This is a genomic window from Gilliamella sp. ESL1225 (genome assembly GCF_058502635.1).
In genome coordinates, this window is record NZ_CP196358.1 from 1,818,417 (window position 1) to 1,835,752 (window position 17,336).

At 34.2% G+C, this 17,336-nt stretch carries 18 protein-coding genes; 9 read left to right on the forward strand and 9 right to left on the reverse strand.

Translation table 11 applies throughout. The annotated features are described in order from the left end of the window. Window positions 1-73 precede the first annotated feature (73 nt). Entirely contained in the window at window positions 74-535 is a 462-nt protein-coding gene (gene accB / locus ACSYSW_RS08310) for an acetyl-CoA carboxylase biotin carboxyl carrier protein (protein WP_491705502.1), read from the forward strand. A gap of 42 nt (window positions 536-577) precedes the next feature. Beyond that, window positions 578-1,924, forward strand: coding sequence for an acetyl-CoA carboxylase biotin carboxylase subunit (gene accC / locus ACSYSW_RS08315; RefSeq protein WP_491705501.1), 1,347 nt, complete (start codon window positions 578-580; stop codon window positions 1,922-1,924). A 62-nt stretch (window positions 1,925-1,986) separates the two neighbouring features. On the opposite strand, the gene ACSYSW_RS08320 is transcribed toward accC, so the two are convergent. Both ACSYSW_RS08320 and ACSYSW_RS08325 read right to left on the reverse strand, forming a co-directional pair. Further along, a complete protein-coding gene (locus ACSYSW_RS08320) occupies window positions 1,987-2,757 on the reverse strand; it encodes an ABC transporter permease (protein ID WP_491705500.1) in 771 nt (256 codons plus the stop codon). After that, window positions 2,750-3,694 (reverse strand): ABC transporter ATP-binding protein, encoded by a 945-nt coding sequence (locus ACSYSW_RS08325; RefSeq protein ID WP_491705499.1) that lies wholly within the window; start codon window positions 3,692-3,694, stop codon window positions 2,750-2,752. Before ACSYSW_RS08325 ends, ACSYSW_RS08320 begins: the two co-directional genes overlap by 8 nt. A gap of 140 nt (window positions 3,695-3,834) precedes the next feature. On the opposite strand from ACSYSW_RS08325, the gene mog reads away from it, so the two are divergent. From mog to cysS, 4 genes are all read left to right on the forward strand, one after another. Continuing rightward, the gene (gene mog / locus ACSYSW_RS08330; RefSeq protein WP_491706052.1) at window positions 3,835-4,410 is read left to right on the forward strand and encodes a molybdopterin adenylyltransferase; all 576 of its coding nucleotides are present in this window, start codon (window positions 3,835-3,837) and stop codon (window positions 4,408-4,410) included. 105 nt (window positions 4,411-4,515) lie between these two features. Beyond that, window positions 4,516-4,974 (forward strand): transcriptional regulator ArgR, encoded by a 459-nt coding sequence (gene argR / locus ACSYSW_RS08335; RefSeq protein WP_491705498.1) that lies wholly within the window; start codon window positions 4,516-4,518, stop codon window positions 4,972-4,974. Between the two features lie 133 nt (window positions 4,975-5,107). Beyond that, the gene (gene lysC / locus ACSYSW_RS08340; RefSeq protein ID WP_491705497.1) at window positions 5,108-6,469 is read left to right on the forward strand and encodes a lysine-sensitive aspartokinase 3; all 1,362 of its coding nucleotides are present in this window, start codon (window positions 5,108-5,110) and stop codon (window positions 6,467-6,469) included. A 240-nt stretch (window positions 6,470-6,709) separates the two neighbouring features. Then, window positions 6,710-8,101, forward strand: a complete 1,392-nt coding sequence (gene cysS, locus ACSYSW_RS08345) for a cysteine--tRNA ligase (protein WP_491705496.1) — start codon at window positions 6,710-6,712, stop codon at window positions 8,099-8,101. 199 nt (window positions 8,102-8,300) lie between these two features. Here cysS and trmJ read toward each other — a convergent pair whose 3' ends face one another. After that, window positions 8,301-8,972 carry a tRNA (cytosine(32)/uridine(32)-2'-O)-methyltransferase TrmJ gene (trmJ, locus tag ACSYSW_RS08350; RefSeq protein WP_491706051.1) on the reverse strand — a complete coding sequence of 224 codons (672 nt, stop codon included), beginning with the start codon at window positions 8,970-8,972 and terminating at the stop codon, window positions 8,301-8,303. A 349-nt stretch (window positions 8,973-9,321) separates the two neighbouring features. Between trmJ and hpf the strand changes: the two genes are divergently transcribed. Beyond that, window positions 9,322-9,666: a ribosome hibernation-promoting factor, HPF/YfiA family gene (gene hpf / locus ACSYSW_RS08355; RefSeq protein ID WP_491705494.1), complete on the forward strand. Its 345-nt coding sequence runs from the start codon at window positions 9,322-9,324 to the stop codon at window positions 9,664-9,666. A gap of 173 nt (window positions 9,667-9,839) precedes the next feature. Here the strand turns inward: hpf and ACSYSW_RS08360 are convergent, their stop codons facing one another. From ACSYSW_RS08360 to yccX, 5 genes are all read right to left on the reverse strand, one after another. After that, on the reverse strand, window positions 9,840-11,267 hold the full coding sequence (locus tag ACSYSW_RS08360; RefSeq protein WP_491706050.1) for an RNA polymerase factor sigma-54: 1,428 nt from the start codon (window positions 11,265-11,267) through the stop codon (window positions 9,840-9,842). Continuing rightward, on the reverse strand, window positions 11,267-11,992 hold the full coding sequence (gene lptB, locus ACSYSW_RS08365; RefSeq protein WP_491705493.1) for an LPS export ABC transporter ATP-binding protein: 726 nt from the start codon (window positions 11,990-11,992) through the stop codon (window positions 11,267-11,269). The genes ACSYSW_RS08360 and lptB overlap by 1 nt, the downstream gene beginning before the upstream one ends. Continuing rightward, window positions 11,993-12,586, reverse strand: coding sequence for a lipopolysaccharide transport periplasmic protein LptA (lptA, locus tag ACSYSW_RS08370; RefSeq protein WP_491705492.1), 594 nt, complete (start codon window positions 12,584-12,586; stop codon window positions 11,993-11,995). Window positions 12,587-12,589: 3 nt separating this feature from the next. Further along, complete coding sequence (lptC, locus tag ACSYSW_RS08375; protein ID WP_491705491.1) at window positions 12,590-13,150, reverse strand: LPS export ABC transporter periplasmic protein LptC; 561 nt, start codon at window positions 13,148-13,150, stop codon at window positions 12,590-12,592. 68 nt (window positions 13,151-13,218) lie between these two features. After that, window positions 13,219-13,497, reverse strand: coding sequence for an acylphosphatase (gene yccX, locus ACSYSW_RS08380; RefSeq protein WP_491705490.1), 279 nt, complete (start codon window positions 13,495-13,497; stop codon window positions 13,219-13,221). 174 nt (window positions 13,498-13,671) lie between these two features. Here yccX and ACSYSW_RS08385 point away from each other — a divergent pair, with 174 nt between their 5' ends. Both ACSYSW_RS08385 and pabB read left to right on the forward strand, forming a co-directional pair. Further along, the gene (locus ACSYSW_RS08385) at window positions 13,672-14,247 is read left to right on the forward strand and encodes an anthranilate synthase component II (RefSeq protein ID WP_491705489.1); all 576 of its coding nucleotides are present in this window, start codon (window positions 13,672-13,674) and stop codon (window positions 14,245-14,247) included. Between the two features lies 1 nt (window position 14,248). Further along, the gene (gene pabB / locus ACSYSW_RS08390) at window positions 14,249-16,003 is read left to right on the forward strand and encodes an aminodeoxychorismate synthase component I (protein ID WP_491705488.1); all 1,755 of its coding nucleotides are present in this window, start codon (window positions 14,249-14,251) and stop codon (window positions 16,001-16,003) included. 241 nt (window positions 16,004-16,244) lie between these two features. Here the strand turns inward: pabB and ACSYSW_RS08395 are convergent, their stop codons facing one another. Continuing rightward, window positions 16,245-17,315 carry a hypothetical protein gene (locus ACSYSW_RS08395; protein WP_491705487.1) on the reverse strand — a complete coding sequence of 357 codons (1,071 nt, stop codon included), beginning with the start codon at window positions 17,313-17,315 and terminating at the stop codon, window positions 16,245-16,247. Window positions 17,316-17,336: the final 21 nt, after the last annotated feature.

Here is a 17,336-nt window from a genome sequence, read left to right on the forward strand (position 1 = left end):
TTAAAAATATTAATTTTAAATGTCAATGCATTTATATAATTGTTATTTATATCAAACAAACACGGTGTGATTCATGGATATACGCAAAATTAAAAAGTTAATTGAATTAGTTGAAGAATCAGGTATTTCTGAACTTGAGATTTCTGAAGGGGAAGAATCTGTAAGGATTAGTCGTTCTGTCCCTACAGCAAATTATTCTGCTCCTGTTCAAAACATTCAAATTCCGCAACCAAGTCCAGTCATTGTTAACACAGCCCCTTCATCTGACGTTGTGACAAGTAATAGCGATGTGCAAGCACGAGGCACGACAATTAATTCGCCTATGGTCGGTACTTTTTATCGTACCCCTAGCCCAGATTCAAAAGCTTTTGTTGAAGTTGGACAACAAGTTAATGTCGGTGATGTACTTTGCATTGTTGAAGCAATGAAAATGATGAATCAAATCGAATCTGAAAAAGCGGGTAAAATCACCGCCATTTTAGTTGAAAATGGTCAACCCGTTGAATTTGATCAGCCACTATTCGTTATTGAATAACCTGACCTCTTTAAATTGAGTAATACAAGTAAAAGGTTAACTATGCTTGATAAAATTCTTATTGCGAATCGAGGAGAAATTGCTCTTCGTATTTTGCGAGCATGTAAAGAACTCGGTATTAAGACTGTCGCCGTGCATTCGACAGCCGACAAAGATTTAAAACATGTTTTATTAGCCGATGAAACAGTGTGTATTGGGCCGGCTGCTTCAGCTAAAAGCTATCTAAATGTTCCAGCCTTAATTGCCGCCGCCGAAGTAACTGGCGCATCGGCTATCCATCCTGGTTATGGGTTTTTATCGGAAAATGCCGATTTTGCAGAACAAGTAGAACGTTCTAGCTTTATTTTTATTGGTCCAAAAGCTGAAACGATTCGCTTAATGGGTGATAAAGTCTCTGCCATTAATGCCATGAAAAAAGCCGGTGTACCTTGTGTTCCTGGTTCTGGTGGTCCTTTAGGTAACAATATAGAGACAAATAAACTCATTGCTAAAGAAATTGGTTATCCGGTTATTATTAAAGCATCTGGTGGCGGTGGTGGTCGTGGTATGCGTATTGTGCGTCACGAAAAAGATCTTGAACAAGCCATAAAAATGACTAAATTAGAAGCGAAAACCGCGTTTAATAATGATATGGTTTATATGGAAAAATTCCTCGAAAACCCTCGCCATATCGAAATCCAAGTTTTATCTGACGGTCAAGGTCATGCGGTTTATTTAGGCGAACGCGATTGTTCAATGCAAAGACGCCACCAAAAAATTATTGAAGAAGCACCCGCAGTCGGTATTACTCCTGAAATGCGTAAATTCATTGGTGAACGCTGTGTCAATGCATGTCTTGAAATTAATTATCGCGGTGCGGGTACCTTTGAATTTTTATTTGAAAATGGGGAATTTTATTTCATTGAAATGAATACCCGTATTCAAGTAGAACATCCTGTCACTGAACTTGTTACAGGTGTCGATCTTATTCGTGAGCAAATTTCGATTGCTGCAGGCAATCCACTCACATTAAAACAAAGTGATATTCCTCTTAAAGGTCATGCCATCGAATGTCGTATTAATGCTGAAGATGCGAAAACATTTATGCCTTCTCCAGGTAAAATTACTCGTTTTCATGCACCAGGTGGTTTTGGCATCCGTTGGGAATCGCATATTTATGCAGGCTATACAGTACCCCCTTATTACGATTCAATGATAGGCAAGTTGATTACTTATGGTGAAACTCGTGAAATTGCGATTGCACGTATGAAAAATGCTTTAGCTGAACTCGTTATTGATGGAATTAAAACAAATATCGATTTACATATTCAGATCTTAAATGATGAGAATTTCGCAAAAGGCGGAACTAATATTCATTATCTTGAAAAGAAATTAGGTATTTATGAATAACAAAATCCCGCAGTCGCGGGATTTTTTTCGTCTTATTTATTTCTATTTTCATTGGTTAACGATTAACTACGCAGCCCTTTACCACTTTCAATAATTCGCCATACAGCAATATAAATAACGATAACAAAACACAATAACATTGAAAATGTAATCCATAAAGGCACATCGCTAATGCCTAAAAATCCATAACGGAAACCATTTATCATATAAACAATGGGATTTAGTTTCGAGATCCATTGCCATATTGTCGGTAATAAAGATAACGAATAAAATACGCCGCCTAAGTAAGTTAATGGCGTTAATACAAAAGTCGGCACAATACTGATATCATCAAAACTTTTTGCAAATACCGCATTTAATAATCCAGCTAACGAAAATAAAATTGCTGTCAAAAGTAACGTAGCGATAATAATCAGCCAAGAATGGACATGATAACTTACAAAAAATGCAGAAACTATGGTCACTAAAATTCCAGTACAAACACCCCTTGCAACACCGCCACCAACATAACCCCAAATAATAATATGCGTCGGTACGGGGGCGACGAGTAGTTCTTCAATATTATGTTGAAATTTAGCGCTATAAAATGATGAACACACATTTGTATAAGAATTGGTTATCACTGACATCATAATTAATCCGGGCACAATAAAAGCCATGTAACTATGTCCATCCATCTCACCAACTCTTGAGCCAATTAGATTACCGAAAATAATAAAATACAGCGTCATGGTAATAACCGGTGGAATTAATGTTTGAATCCAAATCCTTAAAAAACGGGTAATTTCTTTACGCCAAATCGTTTTTAATGCGATCCAATAAAGTTTATTCATAACAATTTTGCCCTTGTAATTTATCCTTTTGTACAATTTCAACAAAAAGTTCTTCTAACCGATTAGTCTTATTACGTAAACTTAAGATTTGAATATTTTGCTGATTAAGTAATTGAAATAGATGATTAAGATCATGTTCTTTATCAATTTTAACTTCAATTGTGCCGGTTTCGACTATATGCATATCATATCCCTCTAATATTGGCAGATTATTAGCTGGCACATAATCCAAAAGAAGGGTTTCAAATTGGCTATTTGCAAGTAGATCTCGCATTGAGGTATTACGAATTAATTCACCATCTTGGATAATACCAATATGGCGGCATAGCATTTCAGCTTCTTCTAAATAATGGGTTGTGAGTATAATAGTAATACCTTGTGCATTAATTTCTCGTAAAAATTGCCACATTGATCGGCGAATTTCAATATCAACGCCAGCGGTTGGTTCATCAAGAATTAATAATTTAGGCTCGTGCACTAATGCTCGCGCTATCATTAAACGCCTTTTCATTCCGCCCGATAACATTCGAGCACGACTATCTCGTTTATCCCATAATTCTAAAATACGTAAATATTTTTCAGCACGCTCAAGCGCTAATTGCCTTGTCAAACCATAATAACCACCTTGATTGGCAACAATTTGTAGTACAGTTTCGAACGGATTAAAATTAAATTCTTGTGGTACAAGACCTAATAGCCTTTTGGCATTGACCTCATCTTTATCTAAATCATAGCCAAAAATTTTTACTTGTCCGGCTGTTTTTTTAACAAGAGAGCTAATAATACCTATGGTAGTTGATTTACCGGCGCCATTGGGTCCAAGTAAGGCATAAAAATCACCCGCTTTTACGGTTAGATTGATACCTTTTAATGCTTTAACGCCGTTTTTATACGTTTTTTTGAGATCGATTAATTCGAGAGCAGGAACTAAAGACATGACTTAATCCTAATTAATTAAACATGATAAAAAGCAAATGCGATTATGTTAGAGATTCCAATTCTTTACAACCTATTTATGATCGAAATATAATTATTGTTTTTCCTTTAACAGCTATCATTTTAACGATTGAGAAGAATATGTTTAAAATTGGTTTAATCTCGATTTCTGACAGAGCAGCAAACGGCGTTTATCAAGATCAAGGCATCCCAGCCCTAATGGATTGGTTACAAAAAGCATTAATTACCCCATTTATAACCGAACACGCAATTATTGCTGATGAAAAATTACTGATTGAAGAAACCTTATGTCAATTTGTTGATCAATTAAATTGTGATTTAATTCTTACAACAGGGGGAACTGGACCGGCAATTAGGGATGTCACTCCTGATGCTACACTGGCTATTGCCGATCGTGAAATGCCTGGATTTGGTGAACAAATGCGACAGATCAGTTTGCATTTTGTGCCAACCGCTATTTTATCAAGACAAGTCGCTGTTATTCGAAAAAAATGCTTAATCGTCAATCTACCCGGTCAACCTAAATCGATTAGAGAAACCCTTGAAGGTGTTAAAGATGAACAAGGCAATTCACGTGTCTCTGGCATTTTTGCGGCCATACCTTATTGTATTCAACTTTTAGATGGGCCTTACATTGAAACGCATGAGCATATTATTCGATCATTTCGTCCAAAATCTGCGCGCAAAGAGTCATAAAACCTAAAAATATATTGTTTAGATAACTAATATTGCAAATATCTTCTTTAGTTTTATGCACAAATGATGCATAATTATTTGCATTAAGTATATTAAGGCTACATTATGAAACAGATTGATTTAACGCGTGCATTTAAAGACATATTACAACAAGAAAAATTTAGTTCGCAAATCGAAATAGTACAAGCTTTGCAAGAACTCGGATTTGATAATATTAATCAATCAAAAGTATCTCGCATGTTAACAAAATTTGGTGCGGTCAGAACACGTAATGCTAAGTCTGAAATGGTCTATTGCTTACCCGTCGAAATGAATATTCCAAGTACCTCAAGCCCCTTAAAAAATCTTATTATCGATATTGATTATAATCATTCACTCGTCGTTATCCATACAAGCCCGGGCGCCGCTCAGCTCATTGCTCGTTTATTAGATTCAATGGGTAAATCAGAAGGCATTCTAGGCTCAATTGCCGGCGATGATACCATTTTTAGTACGCCAACCAAAGACGGTAGCGTAAAAGAATTATACCAAACCATTATTGCATTATTTGATCAGGAATTATAAGGTTTATCAATAATTCAATAAAATCTTAAAGTTTTTTAATGACTATTTTCTTGACTGCCTTTATATAATCGTTAATGCTATGTAACACAATTTTTATAAATTCTTTACAAAAACATTTTTATTTGAGGGCGTTATGAATACACCTTTTATTATTGCAAAATTTGGTGGCACAAGTGTTGCTAATTATCAATCTATGGTGAATAGTGCGAATATTATTTTAGCTAATCCCAATGTAAAAGTGGTCGTATTATCTGCCTCTGCCGGCATCACAAATCTTTTAGTCGCGTTAGCTGAAGGACGTTCTGAAGAAATTCGTAAACAGCATCTCGTTAAAATCCAATCCATTCAATATGATATTTTAGAAGCGTTACCCGAAAATCCACTCTTACGCGAAGAAATCGACGCAATCATCTCCAATATTGCCTCATTATCAGAAGCCGCCAGTTTAGCAACCTCGACCGCATTAACCGATGAATTAGTCAGTTATGGCGAAATTATGTCATCAAAACTTTTTGTGGCAATCTTAAAAGAACAACATAAAAATGCCCTATGGTTTGATGTTCGAAAAGTCATGCGCACGGATGATCAGTTTGGCAAAGCAACCCCAAAAATCGACGAAATTAAGCAGCTTTGTTGTGCTCATTTAAAGTCATTAAATTCAGATCATATTATTGTTACACAAGGCTTTATTGGCAGTGAAAGCACGGGTAAAACAACAACACTTGGTCGCGGTGGCAGTGATTATACTGCCGCATTATTAGGTGAAGCTTTAAATGCCACCCAAATCGATATCTGGACAGATGTCGCAGGCATTTATACAACTGACCCAAGGATTGTACCTTTAGCAAAACGAATTGATGAAATTTCGTTTGCGGAAGCTGCCGAAATGGCGACATTTGGTGCTAAAGTACTTCATCCAGCAACCCTTGTTCCCGCTGTACGCAGCAATATCCCTGTTTTTGTGGGTTCAAGTAAAGCGCCACAAGAAGGCGGCACTATTGTTTATAATCATTCACATATACACGAATCACTGCCCGCATTTCGTGCCTTAGCTTTACGCAGTAAACAAACATTATTAACGTTAACCAGTCTAAATATGCTTTATGCGCAAGGCTTTTTAGCTAATGTATTTGCTATTTTAGCTAAGCATAATATCTCAGTTGATTTAGTAACAACTTCCGAAGTTAGTATTGCGCTCACTATTGATACAAAAGGCACCTCAACTAATGGTGGCAGTTTGTTAACTAAAGCCTTATTTGACGAACTTTCTCAAGTCTGTCATGTTGCCGTTGAGGAAGATTTAGCATTAATCGCGATTATAGGTAATAATCTCACCTCTATCAAAGGCGTTGCTAAAGAAGTGTTTGGAGCATTAGATGATTTTTGTATTAGACTTTGTTGCTATGGTGCTAGTACACATAATGCTTGTTTTTTAGTGAAAAACAATGATGCTAACGCCATTATGCAATTGTTGCATAAAAATATTTTTGAATAAATGGATTCAAACCCATAATAAATAAGATTCCGTCTTGCGCTTTATTTTATTATTATTTATTTTGTAATTAGACAACAAATACGTAAACGCATTTTTACACCTACACAATAAATACGTTTACGTATATAATCTTATACCCTTTCAAATAGGGTTTCGTTTTACGTCGCTTTTATCACAATTAATAATTTCCTCATTTATGGCGATATTTAGATATCGGATTTTTTATCATTAGGATGCGTTATGCTTAAGATTTACAATACACTTACTCGCGAAAAACACGTTTTCAAACCTATTAATCCCAATAAAATCGGCATGTATGTGTGTGGTGTAACGATTTATGATTTATGTCATATTGGACATGCTCGAACATTTGTTGCATTCGATGTAATCACTCGGTATTTGCGCTTCTTAGGCTATGATTTAACCTATGTACGAAATATTACCGATATTGATGATAAAATCATTCAACGCGCTATTTTAAATAATGAAAGCTATGAACAATTAACAAAGCGAATGCTACAAGAAATGTATGCTGATTTTGATGCGCTAAATATAAAACGCCCTGATATTGAACCGCGAGCGACCTTTTATATACCGCAGATCATAAAATTAGTTGAGCAACTTATTGATAAAAATCATGCTTATATCGCTGATAATGGCGATGTCATGTTTTCTGTCGATAGTGATAAGGACTATGGCATACTTTCTCGACAAAATTTAGAGCAACTACAAGCAGGTGCAAGAGTCGAAATCGTTAATACTAAACGCAATCCAATGGATTTTGTGCTATGGAAAATGTCAAAAGAAAACGAACCTAGCTGGGAATCACCGTGGGGAAATGGTCGACCAGGATGGCACATAGAATGTTCTGCGATGAATTGCGATCTTTTAGGAGAGCATTTCGATATTCATGGGGGAGGTTCGGATTTAATGTTCCCACATCATGAAAACGAAATAGCCCAATCTAGCTGTGCTCACCACGGCGAATATGTCAATTATTGGATGCATTCAGGTATGGTGATGGTTGATCAGGAAAAGATGTCGAAATCGTTAAATAACTTTTTTACTATTCGCGATGTATTAAAACACTTTGACGCCGAAACCGTTCGTTATTTTTTACTTTCAGGGCATTATCGTAGCCAACTTAATTACACGGAAGAAAATTTAAAACAAGCTCGTTTAGGACTTGAGCGTTTATACACTGCTTTACGAGATACCGATCCAACCACACAATTTACAAATAAACAAAGTCCCTATTTTGTTTCATTTTGCGATGCTATGAATGACGATTTCAATACGCCAGAAGCCTATAGTATTTTATTTGATCTAGCACGCGAGATTAACAAAGCAAAAGCAGAAAATCATATTGATAAGGCTAATCAATTAGCCGCTGAATTACGTTTCTTAGCACAAATTCTTGGATTACTCGAACAAGATCCTAATGCTTTTTTACAAAATAACGTTAATGACGATAATGATACGCAACAAATTGAGGCATTAATTAAGCAACGTAATGATGCCAGAGCAGCTAAAAACTGGGCACTTGCCGATGAGGCACGTAATAAGCTTAATGAGATGAATATTGTACTTGAAGACAGTGCCAATGGAACGACTTGGCGTAAAAAAAGCTAAGTATCTTTTTATCCTCTCTATTCGATAAAATACTTTTAGATAAAAAACTTAGCAAATTACTCCGTCTACAAAAGACGGAGTTTTATATTGCTCTCAATCATCCCAAAAGACTTGCTTTTATCGCTCCGGTGAAGACAAAAATAAGCACGTTACCATCAATAAAATCAAACTAAGTAGCCTAAATCAGAGTCGATTTATATTATTTAGCTTTATCAATCGACGTTAAAATACCACGTAAAATATTTAATTCTTGTTGTTCAATTCGAGCACGGGTAAATAAACGACGTAAACGACTCATAATTTGCCCAGGGTGATGAGGGTTAATAAATCCGGTCTTCAATAACGTATTTTCTAAATGCTGATAAAAAAGTTCAATATCGCCATCTTGAGGGAAAGGGATCACCTCATCTCGCAGTACATCTGTCTTATCCGCTAAAGCTAACATTGACATACGAATTTCATAACATAAAACTTGTACCGACATTGCTAAATTTAACGAGCTATAATCAGGATTTGCAGGAATACTTACATGATAATGACAACGTTGTAGCTCATCATTAGTTAAACCGACACGTTCACGACCAAAAACCAACGCCACTTTCCCTTGCTCTGATTCTTGTATAATTTTATCAGCGCATTCTTTAGGTGTTAAATGTGGCCAAGGTAAACTGCGTGATCTAGCACTTGTACCAATCACTAATTGACAATCAGCAATTGCCTCATCAAAACTATCATATATTTGTGCTTTTTTAACAATATCACTGGCGCCAGCGGCTAATGAAATAGATTGAGAATCGGGTTTTATAATAGGATTCACTAAGCACAGTTGTGATAAACCCATCGTTTTCATTGCTCTAGCCGCCGATCCCATATTACCCGTGTGAGAGGTTTCGATAAGGACAATTTTAATTTGATCTAAATGATTCACAGTTCCCTCAATAATTCGATATAAATAACTAAAAATAGCCTGTGAGTATATACTTTAAGCCAATACAGTGACAATAATCTCAATCGAGATAGACTTCATCCCAGCTATTTTTGCATAAATAACTAAGCGATTGTTCAATAAACTAATAAAGCATAATAAAGATTGACGAATAGCAAATAATTTGCCAATGTAGTTAACGACAGAAGTTAACACTATAGTGAGTCATTGTTGTTAAACGCACAATACTAACAAAAAGTTTTATTTTAATGTAGAACAATTAAGGAGGTTTCTAATGTCAGTTAATATAACCAGTAAACAAATGGAAATTACCCCATCAATTCGACAATTTATTGATGAAAAATTAGGGAAATTAGATAAATTACACACTACGTTAATCAATCCTCACTTCATCTTATCAAAAGATCCCGATGGTTTTGTAGTTGATGCAACCATCACAACAAAAGGTGAACCGCTTGTCGCTTCAGCTAAAAAAGAAGATATGTATACCGCTATTAATGAAGTTATTGCTAAACTTGAAAAACAAATTAATAAAGAAAAACACAAAAAAGAAGCCCGCCGCGTTCTTGATAGTATGAAAGATCATATTATTAAAGATGATATAGAACATGAAAAATAAAGTTTAATTCTGCTTATTAGATAATTACCGTCAATTTATAAATAACTCAGGTAACAATGACTTGTTACCTGAAGTTTTAAGCATTGTCTAGTTTGCCTGTCTTACAATAAAATGATTAATAGAAAAGCTTACCTTAATCATATCTTAAGATAAATAACATCATTTGAAGATCTTTAAAGATGCTTGCGTTTATTTGAAGGAGGGATAGCGAGCGATTCTCGATATTTAGCTATAGTTCTTCTGGCTATGCTAATACCTTGCTCAGCTAATAACGTAACCAGTTTACTATCACTTAATGGTTTCTTTGGAGATTCGCTGGCAATCATTTTTTTAATCAATGCTCTAATTGCTGTTGATGAAGTTTCATTGCCATCCCCTTTATTTACATGAGTCGAAAAAAAGTATTTCAATTCAAAAATACCTGCTGGGCAATGTAAAAATTTTTGCGTCGTAACACGCGAAATTGTCGATTCATGCATATCAACTGCTAAGGCAACATCCGATAAGATCAAAGGTTTCATATACTGTGATCCCTTTTCAAAAAACGCTTGCTGATGACCAATAATAAAATCACTGACTTTTAATAAAGTCTCATTACGGATCTCAATACTTTTAATAAACCAATTTGCTTCTTGATAACATTGGCGAATATAGTCACTATCTTGCTTTTCAATATAATTTTGCATATTAGCATAATGCTGATTAATTCCTAAGCGAGGTAAAATATCGGTATTTAGCATAGCTTGCCATTTACCGTTTATTTTTTTAACTAACACATCTGGAATGACATAGCTTGATTGAACGTTAAGAGCGGTAAAAGAAGGTAAATTTGCACAAGGGTAAGGCTGCAAGGCTTTAATAAATTCAATAGCGGTTTTTAATTTTTCGTCTGTCGCACTGACTGATTTTTTTAATTTTCGAAAATCACGATTTGCAACTAAATCTAAATAATTTTCGATGATTTGTAATATGAGTTTTGGTGGTGATTGGGGTAACGCTTGAATTAATAAATACTCTTTTAATGATCTCGCACCAACGCCGATGGGATCAAAATGCCAAATTCGCTTTAAAACCGCTTCAATTTCATCTAGTTCTATTTCTTTATTATCTTGTTCAGCTAAAATTTCATCCAGTGAAACCGTTAAATATCCCCTATCATCTATCGCTTGAATAATCGATATGGCAATAGCTCTATCGACATCAGTAAAAGGTGTTAAGTCTAACTGCCATTTTAAATAATCCGCTAATGTTTGCTCTGTTTCACCTTGGTAGGTGGGCACATCTTCATTACAATAATCAAGATGCGTTCCTGATGGGGTACCTGCAGTATAGATATCATTGAGTGTAACATCTAATGGAATATCCTCACGAATATTAGGATCTTCCATAAAATCATGCGTTTCCGCCTCCTCCTCATCTTTAGGATCAAAATTGATTTCATCAAAAATATCTTCAATTTCAAGCAACGGATTTTGTTCTAATAGCGTTTGAATTTCTTGCTGCAGTTCTAAAGTCGACAATTGCAGTAAACGAATAGCTAAACGTAATTGAGGCGTAAGAGATAGCTGCTTTGTTAACTTTTGTTGCAGACTAAAGGTAATCATAACCTAAATTCATTCCCTAAATAAACACGTTTAACATGATCATTATTTAAAATGTTATCCGGGGTTCCTTCAGCAATTAAATGTCCTTTACTGACAATATAAGCTCTTTCACAAACATCCAATGTTTCACGCACATTATGATCGGTAATTAAAACGCCCAGTCCGCGATCGCGTAAATGGGTAATAATATTTTTGATATCAATAACCGAAATAGGATCAACGCCGGCAAAAGGTTCATCTAACAAGATAAATTTGGGATTAGCTGCTAATGCACGGGCGATTTCTACCCGGCGCCTTTCACCACCTGATAAAGATTGCCCCAATGAATCACGAATGTGAGTAATATGAAATTCTTCCAATAATTCTTCCGCACGCTCACGCTTTTCGTTTTTATGCAGATCCGTACGAAGTTCTAAAACGGCCATAATATTATCAATAACCGATAATTTCCGAAAAATAGAAGCTTCTTGAGGTAAATATCCAATCCCTTTTTTAGCTCGTTCATGCAAAGGTAAAAGACTGATATCATCATCATCTAAAAAGATTTTACCCGCATTTAAGGTCACAATACCGACGACCATATAGAAGGTTGTCGTTTTACCGGCACCATTTGGACCGAGTAAACCCACAATTTCACCTGAATTGACTGTTAAACTAACGTCTTCAACCACTCGTCTTTTTTTATATACTTTTGCTAGATTTTCTGCTCTTAACTTAGACATTTAGTTTTTCATCTCTTTAACTTGATTAGGAATAATGGTTGTTTTTACGCGTCCTTGTTTCCCGGATTCAGCAATAATTGTTCTTTTATTAATATCATAAGTAATGGTCGAACTATTAACTTGATTATCATGTTGGATAATTTCAGCCTTATCAATTAATACAATATTATTTTGTTTGACATTATAGATAAGTATTTGACCACTACCTAAAATATCTTTTTGCGGTGGTGTCATAATTTGTTTAAATTTAACAGGATTACCATAAGCTGTAATTTTTTGTTTTGCGGAATCGTCGATATGAGTAATAACGACCTTATCAGCCTTTATCATTAAACCTTCTTGAACGATGTTAACATTACCGTTAAACGTGATAATATTTTTTTCTATTTCTATTTGTTGATTATCGGCGGATATATCAATAGGCTTGTTATTGGCAATAGGTTTTTTATTGGCAATCGCTTTATTATCGACAACAACACTAGCAGCCTTACTCTTATCATTTATGCTGTTTTTTTCGTTCGCAAATGCTAGATGATTACAATTCAATACTAGAATGATAAGTGATAGGTAAGTTTGCCATTTTGATAAATACATATCTTATTTCGCCTCGGAATTATAATAGGTTTTAACATTTTCAAGCACTTTCGCTGTTTTCGTTTGCAGATCTCCTTCTAAGCCATTACCCGTCGAATAAAGTCCAGTACCGCGAATCACAACAGGATCACGAGAATGAATTAGCTGAGTTTTAAGATCAACAACCGCGTTATCCGTACTAACCTCTTGTAACTGTGCATTAGGCGTTAAATTATCAAGCTTTACATTTTGATAAAGATAGATATGTTTGTCATTGGTTAATGTCGCTTGCTTAGCTTCGATATGCCATGTGGCAGAACTCTGCCTATCATAGAAGATCACATCTGGAAGCTCAAATTCAGTATCATCAGTTTCATCAAAATGTTTAACATGCTCAGACTTAATTTGATAAACGAGTTCACCAGCAATATCAAAAACATGCGTTATCATACTATCACTTTGATAAATAGGAAGTTTTGCTAAATTAAGTGCTTGTTTGTTTTGGGAATCATTTTCTTTTTCATAATAGTATATGCCAATTAGGATAATAATAAGTACGGTACAAATCAGATTTTTCTTGCTCATAATACCCATTAATAAAAATAATAAACCCCAAACAAAGAGTTAATTATTTTACTGTATTTTTATCTAAATTAATATCTCACTTTGAAAGAAGTTAATAGTTTTTGTCCGCTTATTTGCTCTTTATTTATTTGTTGAATATTTGCCATCGAAGGTCCACCGCTTTCTAACCAAGATGATAAGTTATTTAATTGTTCTTCAGTGCCCTGCGCAACAATTTCAACTTTACCATCAGCAAGATTTTTTACATAACCACAAATCCCTAATTTTTTGGCTTGCTGCGCTGTATAAAATCGAAACCCCACCCCTTGCACTCGTCCACTAATGATTAATTTTATTTGTTGTATCATAAATGTACCCTTTATCAATAATAACGACGATCAAATTTATCCGTCGAACTTTTTTGACAAACATCGCTTTTTTAACATATCGCTTTTATAATAGCGACATAGTAAGTCATTTACCTATTAATGCTATAACATTTAACCTCACTATTTTTTTACATATCATGCGCAGGGACTATTTTGATATTATTAATTGATAATTATGATTCTTTTACATTTAATATTGTCGACTATCTACGTCAGACAGGTGAAAAAGTACAGGTCATAAAAAACGATGCCATGCAACTCGATGAAATCAAACAGATTCATTTTGATAAAATCGTTCTATCGCCGGGACCGGGTTCACCGAATGAGGCAGGAATTTCGCTAGCCGTGGTTGATGAATTTGCAAATCGCTGCCCTATTTTGGGTATTTGCCTCGGTCATCAAGTTATTGCTCATTATTTTGGATATCACATTATTCCCGCGCCAACGCCAATGCATGGTAAAATAGATACGATCATTCATGATAAAATGGGCATATTTGCTGGGATGAAAAATCCCTTAAACGTTGTACGTTACCATTCACTTATCGCCAAACAGCCAGATAATGCACAATCTTTACCATTAAAAATTTCGGCTCAAAATGCACAAGGTATTATTATGGGATTACGGCATAATGAGTGGCCAATCGAATCTGTCCAATTTCATCCAGAAGCCATTAAAACCGAATGCGGAACACAATTAATTCACAATTTTATTAAAAATTATCGTTAATATGAAAATTTATATTGATTTTGAAGGACAAGAGCGTGTTTTTAGTCACCCTTGCCATATACTGTCGACTTTCGATTATCAAGATATTCCGATTTTAATGGATAAAATAAACGATTATATCGATCAAGGTTATTATGCCGCTGGCTATTTAGCTTATGAAAGTGCGATGGGCTTTAATGCTTATCATTACACGAAAGATCCCAATCAAATTAAACAAAAAATACCGTTATTATTATTTGGTATCTTCAAAGATTATACGCTCGGAACAGATGACCAAAAACCTAACTTTATTGCTCCAAATTTAGACTTAGTCAGCAATACCTCATTAGATGAATATCAACAAAGCATCAATGAAATTCATTCACAAATTGCAAAAGGCAATACTTATCAAACCAACTATACAATCCAGTTTTCAGCGCCTTTTGACAGTGATCCAAAAGCCTATTACCACTTTTTACAACAGAAAAATCAAGCGGATTATTGTGCATATATTGAGCATGACAATATTCATATTTTATCTATCTCGCCCGAATTATTTTTTAAATTAGACAATCGAAATATAACCTGTAAACCCATGAAAGGTACGGCTAAACGAGGTAAAACCAATCAGGAAGATAAAATGCAGCTTGCGTTATTATTATCTGAAAAAAACCAAGCCGAAAATATGATGATTGTTGATTTATTACGTAATGATCTCAGTCAGATCTCTGAATTTGGCAGCGTCAAAGTCCCTAAACTCTTCACGGCAGAAAAATACCCAACTGTCTGGCAATTAACATCAACCATTACAAGCCAATTACAAAATAATGTTCGTCTATGTCAAATTTTTAAAGCGCTTTTTCCTTGTGGATCAATAACCGGCGCCCCAAAAAGCCGCACGATGCAAATTATATCTACGATTGAAAAAGACTTACGTGATGTTTATTGCGGTAGCATTGGTTATATCGAACCCTTTTTACAAAAAGCGATTTTTAATATACCCATTCGTACGCTAACAATTTATCAAAATACACTTCACTATGGAGTAGGCGGCGGTATTACTTGGGATTCAACAGCCGAGGATGAATATCAAGAAATCCTAGCTAAAACTGCTATTTTAACAAGAACAAGTTCAATGCCTGATCATTTGATTGAAAGCCTTTTAATCGAAGACAAACACTATTTTTTATTAGAAGAGCATTTGGCTCGATTACAAGATTCCGCACAGTATTTTGATTTTAATTGCGATATCAATGCCATCAAACAAACGTTAATGACCCATTTACAAGGACTTGATCAAGATCGCTATAAACTTCGAATTGAGTTGTTAAAAAATGGACAATTCACGCTAAGTCAGAGCAAAATTGAATCACCATTTATGATAACAAAATTAGATTTAGCGCCTCAGGCACAAAAACGTCATAATCTGTACCTTTATCATAAAACATCTAATCGTGCACACTTTAGCAAACAAATACAAGGACAAGAGTATCTAAACTTTAATGAAGATCAAGAAATCACTGAATTTGTGAATGGAAATATTGTGCTTTACCTAAATGGCAAGTGGCAGACACCAAAAATTAATTCTGGCTTATTAGCCGGTACAATGCGCAACTATTATTTGCAGAAAAAAATCATTAGTGAAAAAACACTCTTTTTAAATGATATTTTACAAGCTGAAAAAATGGTTTTTATTAACAGCGTCCGCAAATGGCAAGAGATTGACAATAAAGTATTAGATGATTTAAAACAACAAATTAGTTTTTTTGTAAAATAGATAAAAAAATCGCAAAATTTGCTTAATGCGCTGCAAATCTTACGATACAAGTGAGGGGGATTCAAAAGAGGGACACGGTAGTTTAGTTGAGGCAAATTAGACCTGTTTAGCTATCTATTTATTATAACCAATTACGTCCACACAGTTTTAATGCCGGTTTACAACCGGCTATTGCTCAGCAACCTAAATTAGAGTATGGAAATACTTGACCACTACAATATTCATTATCACTGACCTATAATTACATTTTTAGAATATCAGGATCTTCATTTAGCGATTTTGAAAAAAAGAATTTAACAACTCTATTAGCCACAATCCAATAAATAATTAAAATAGGCGGTAAGACTAAGAGCAGAAATTTAATTATTTCAGAAAAGGAAAACGTATCTTGATACGCAATTGACGTTAACTCATAGTCAAAATTAAAGAAATTAATCACTTCTGTATATAAACTAAAAACAAGAGCAAGTAACATAATACTGATTATATTGATTAGAAAAGAAGCTTTGAAGATTTTACCTATTTGTAAAGTCGTGAAAAATTTCGTAAAACGGTTTTTTGTAGAAAAGTACACAGTACTTATTAATAATAAAATAAAAGGCAGAATTATAATGTATTTATAGAAAACATAAAATACAAATTGAAGTTCTACCCAAGATTGATACTTACTAATCATAACAAAATATATAAAATAATGATTAATAATACTTAGAATTTCATAAGTAATAAAGCTAAAAAAAGCTAAAAAAATAAGAGAATGGATTATGTTACTATTGTCATGCGTTAAAACGTATTTTTGCTTATTAATATCAAACTGCTTGTAAAAAATTTTAATAAAAAGCCATGTCATCAACGGGAAAAAAATATAGTATAAAGAATTAATTATTTGCCATTTAGTAAAATAAGCTACAATCGAAGTTAAAGAGTCATCAGTTTTAGCTATAACTTGATAACTCCTAGCAATCAATATTAGAATCTTAAAAATAATTTCTGTGAAAATAATATTTATCACTAATAAAAAACAGTTTTTGACCGTAATTTTATTAACTTTTTGATAATAAAATATTATGACAGAAGTCGTAAATACAAATAATGATTTAGGAATGAAATTAATAGCTTGCATCAAAAATAATCTATGTAACCTGGGCAAATAAAATTTATACAAGCTTTCAATATTATTAATATAACCTAGCGAGTTATTCATATTTGTTGCCATTTCGGATAGCATAAAAAAAGTATTATTTACAATAGCTAATACATAGTACATAGCTGCAAAAATTATCGGCAGCTTAAAAAACAATATCCGTTCCATATTTTTTCCTTTCTTTAATCC

Coding starts and splice junctions, on each gene's coding strand:
- accB (WP_491705502.1), top strand. CDS start 74: ATGGATATACGCAAAATTAAAAAGTTAATTGAATTAGTTGAAGAATCA.
- accC (WP_491705501.1), top strand. CDS start 578: ATGCTTGATAAAATTCTTATTGCGAATCGAGGAGAAATTGCTCTTCGT.
- ACSYSW_RS08320 (WP_491705500.1), bottom strand. CDS start 2,757: ATGAATAAACTTTATTGGATCGCATTAAAAACGATTTGGCGTAAAGAA.
- ACSYSW_RS08325 (WP_491705499.1), bottom strand. CDS start 3,694: ATGTCTTTAGTTCCTGCTCTCGAATTAATCGATCTCAAAAAAACGTAT.
- mog (WP_491706052.1), top strand. CDS start 3,835: ATGTTTAAAATTGGTTTAATCTCGATTTCTGACAGAGCAGCAAACGGC.
- argR (WP_491705498.1), top strand. CDS start 4,516: ATGAAACAGATTGATTTAACGCGTGCATTTAAAGACATATTACAACAA.
- lysC (WP_491705497.1), top strand. CDS start 5,108: ATGAATACACCTTTTATTATTGCAAAATTTGGTGGCACAAGTGTTGCT.
- cysS (WP_491705496.1), top strand. CDS start 6,710: ATGCTTAAGATTTACAATACACTTACTCGCGAAAAACACGTTTTCAAA.
- trmJ (WP_491706051.1), bottom strand. CDS start 8,972: ATGGGATCGGCGGCTAGAGCAATGAAAACGATGGGTTTATCACAACTG.
- hpf (WP_491705494.1), top strand. CDS start 9,322: ATGTCAGTTAATATAACCAGTAAACAAATGGAAATTACCCCATCAATT.
- lptB (WP_491705493.1), bottom strand. CDS start 11,992: ATGTCTAAGTTAAGAGCAGAAAATCTAGCAAAAGTATATAAAAAAAGA.
- lptA (WP_491705492.1), bottom strand. CDS start 12,586: ATGTATTTATCAAAATGGCAAACTTACCTATCACTTATCATTCTAGTA.
- lptC (WP_491705491.1), bottom strand. CDS start 13,150: ATGAGCAAGAAAAATCTGATTTGTACCGTACTTATTATTATCCTAATT.
- yccX (WP_491705490.1), bottom strand. CDS start 13,497: ATGATACAACAAATAAAATTAATCATTAGTGGACGAGTGCAAGGGGTG.
- pabB (WP_491705488.1), top strand. CDS start 14,249: ATGAAAATTTATATTGATTTTGAAGGACAAGAGCGTGTTTTTAGTCAC.
- ACSYSW_RS08395 (WP_491705487.1), bottom strand. CDS start 17,315: ATGGAACGGATATTGTTTTTTAAGCTGCCGATAATTTTTGCAGCTATG.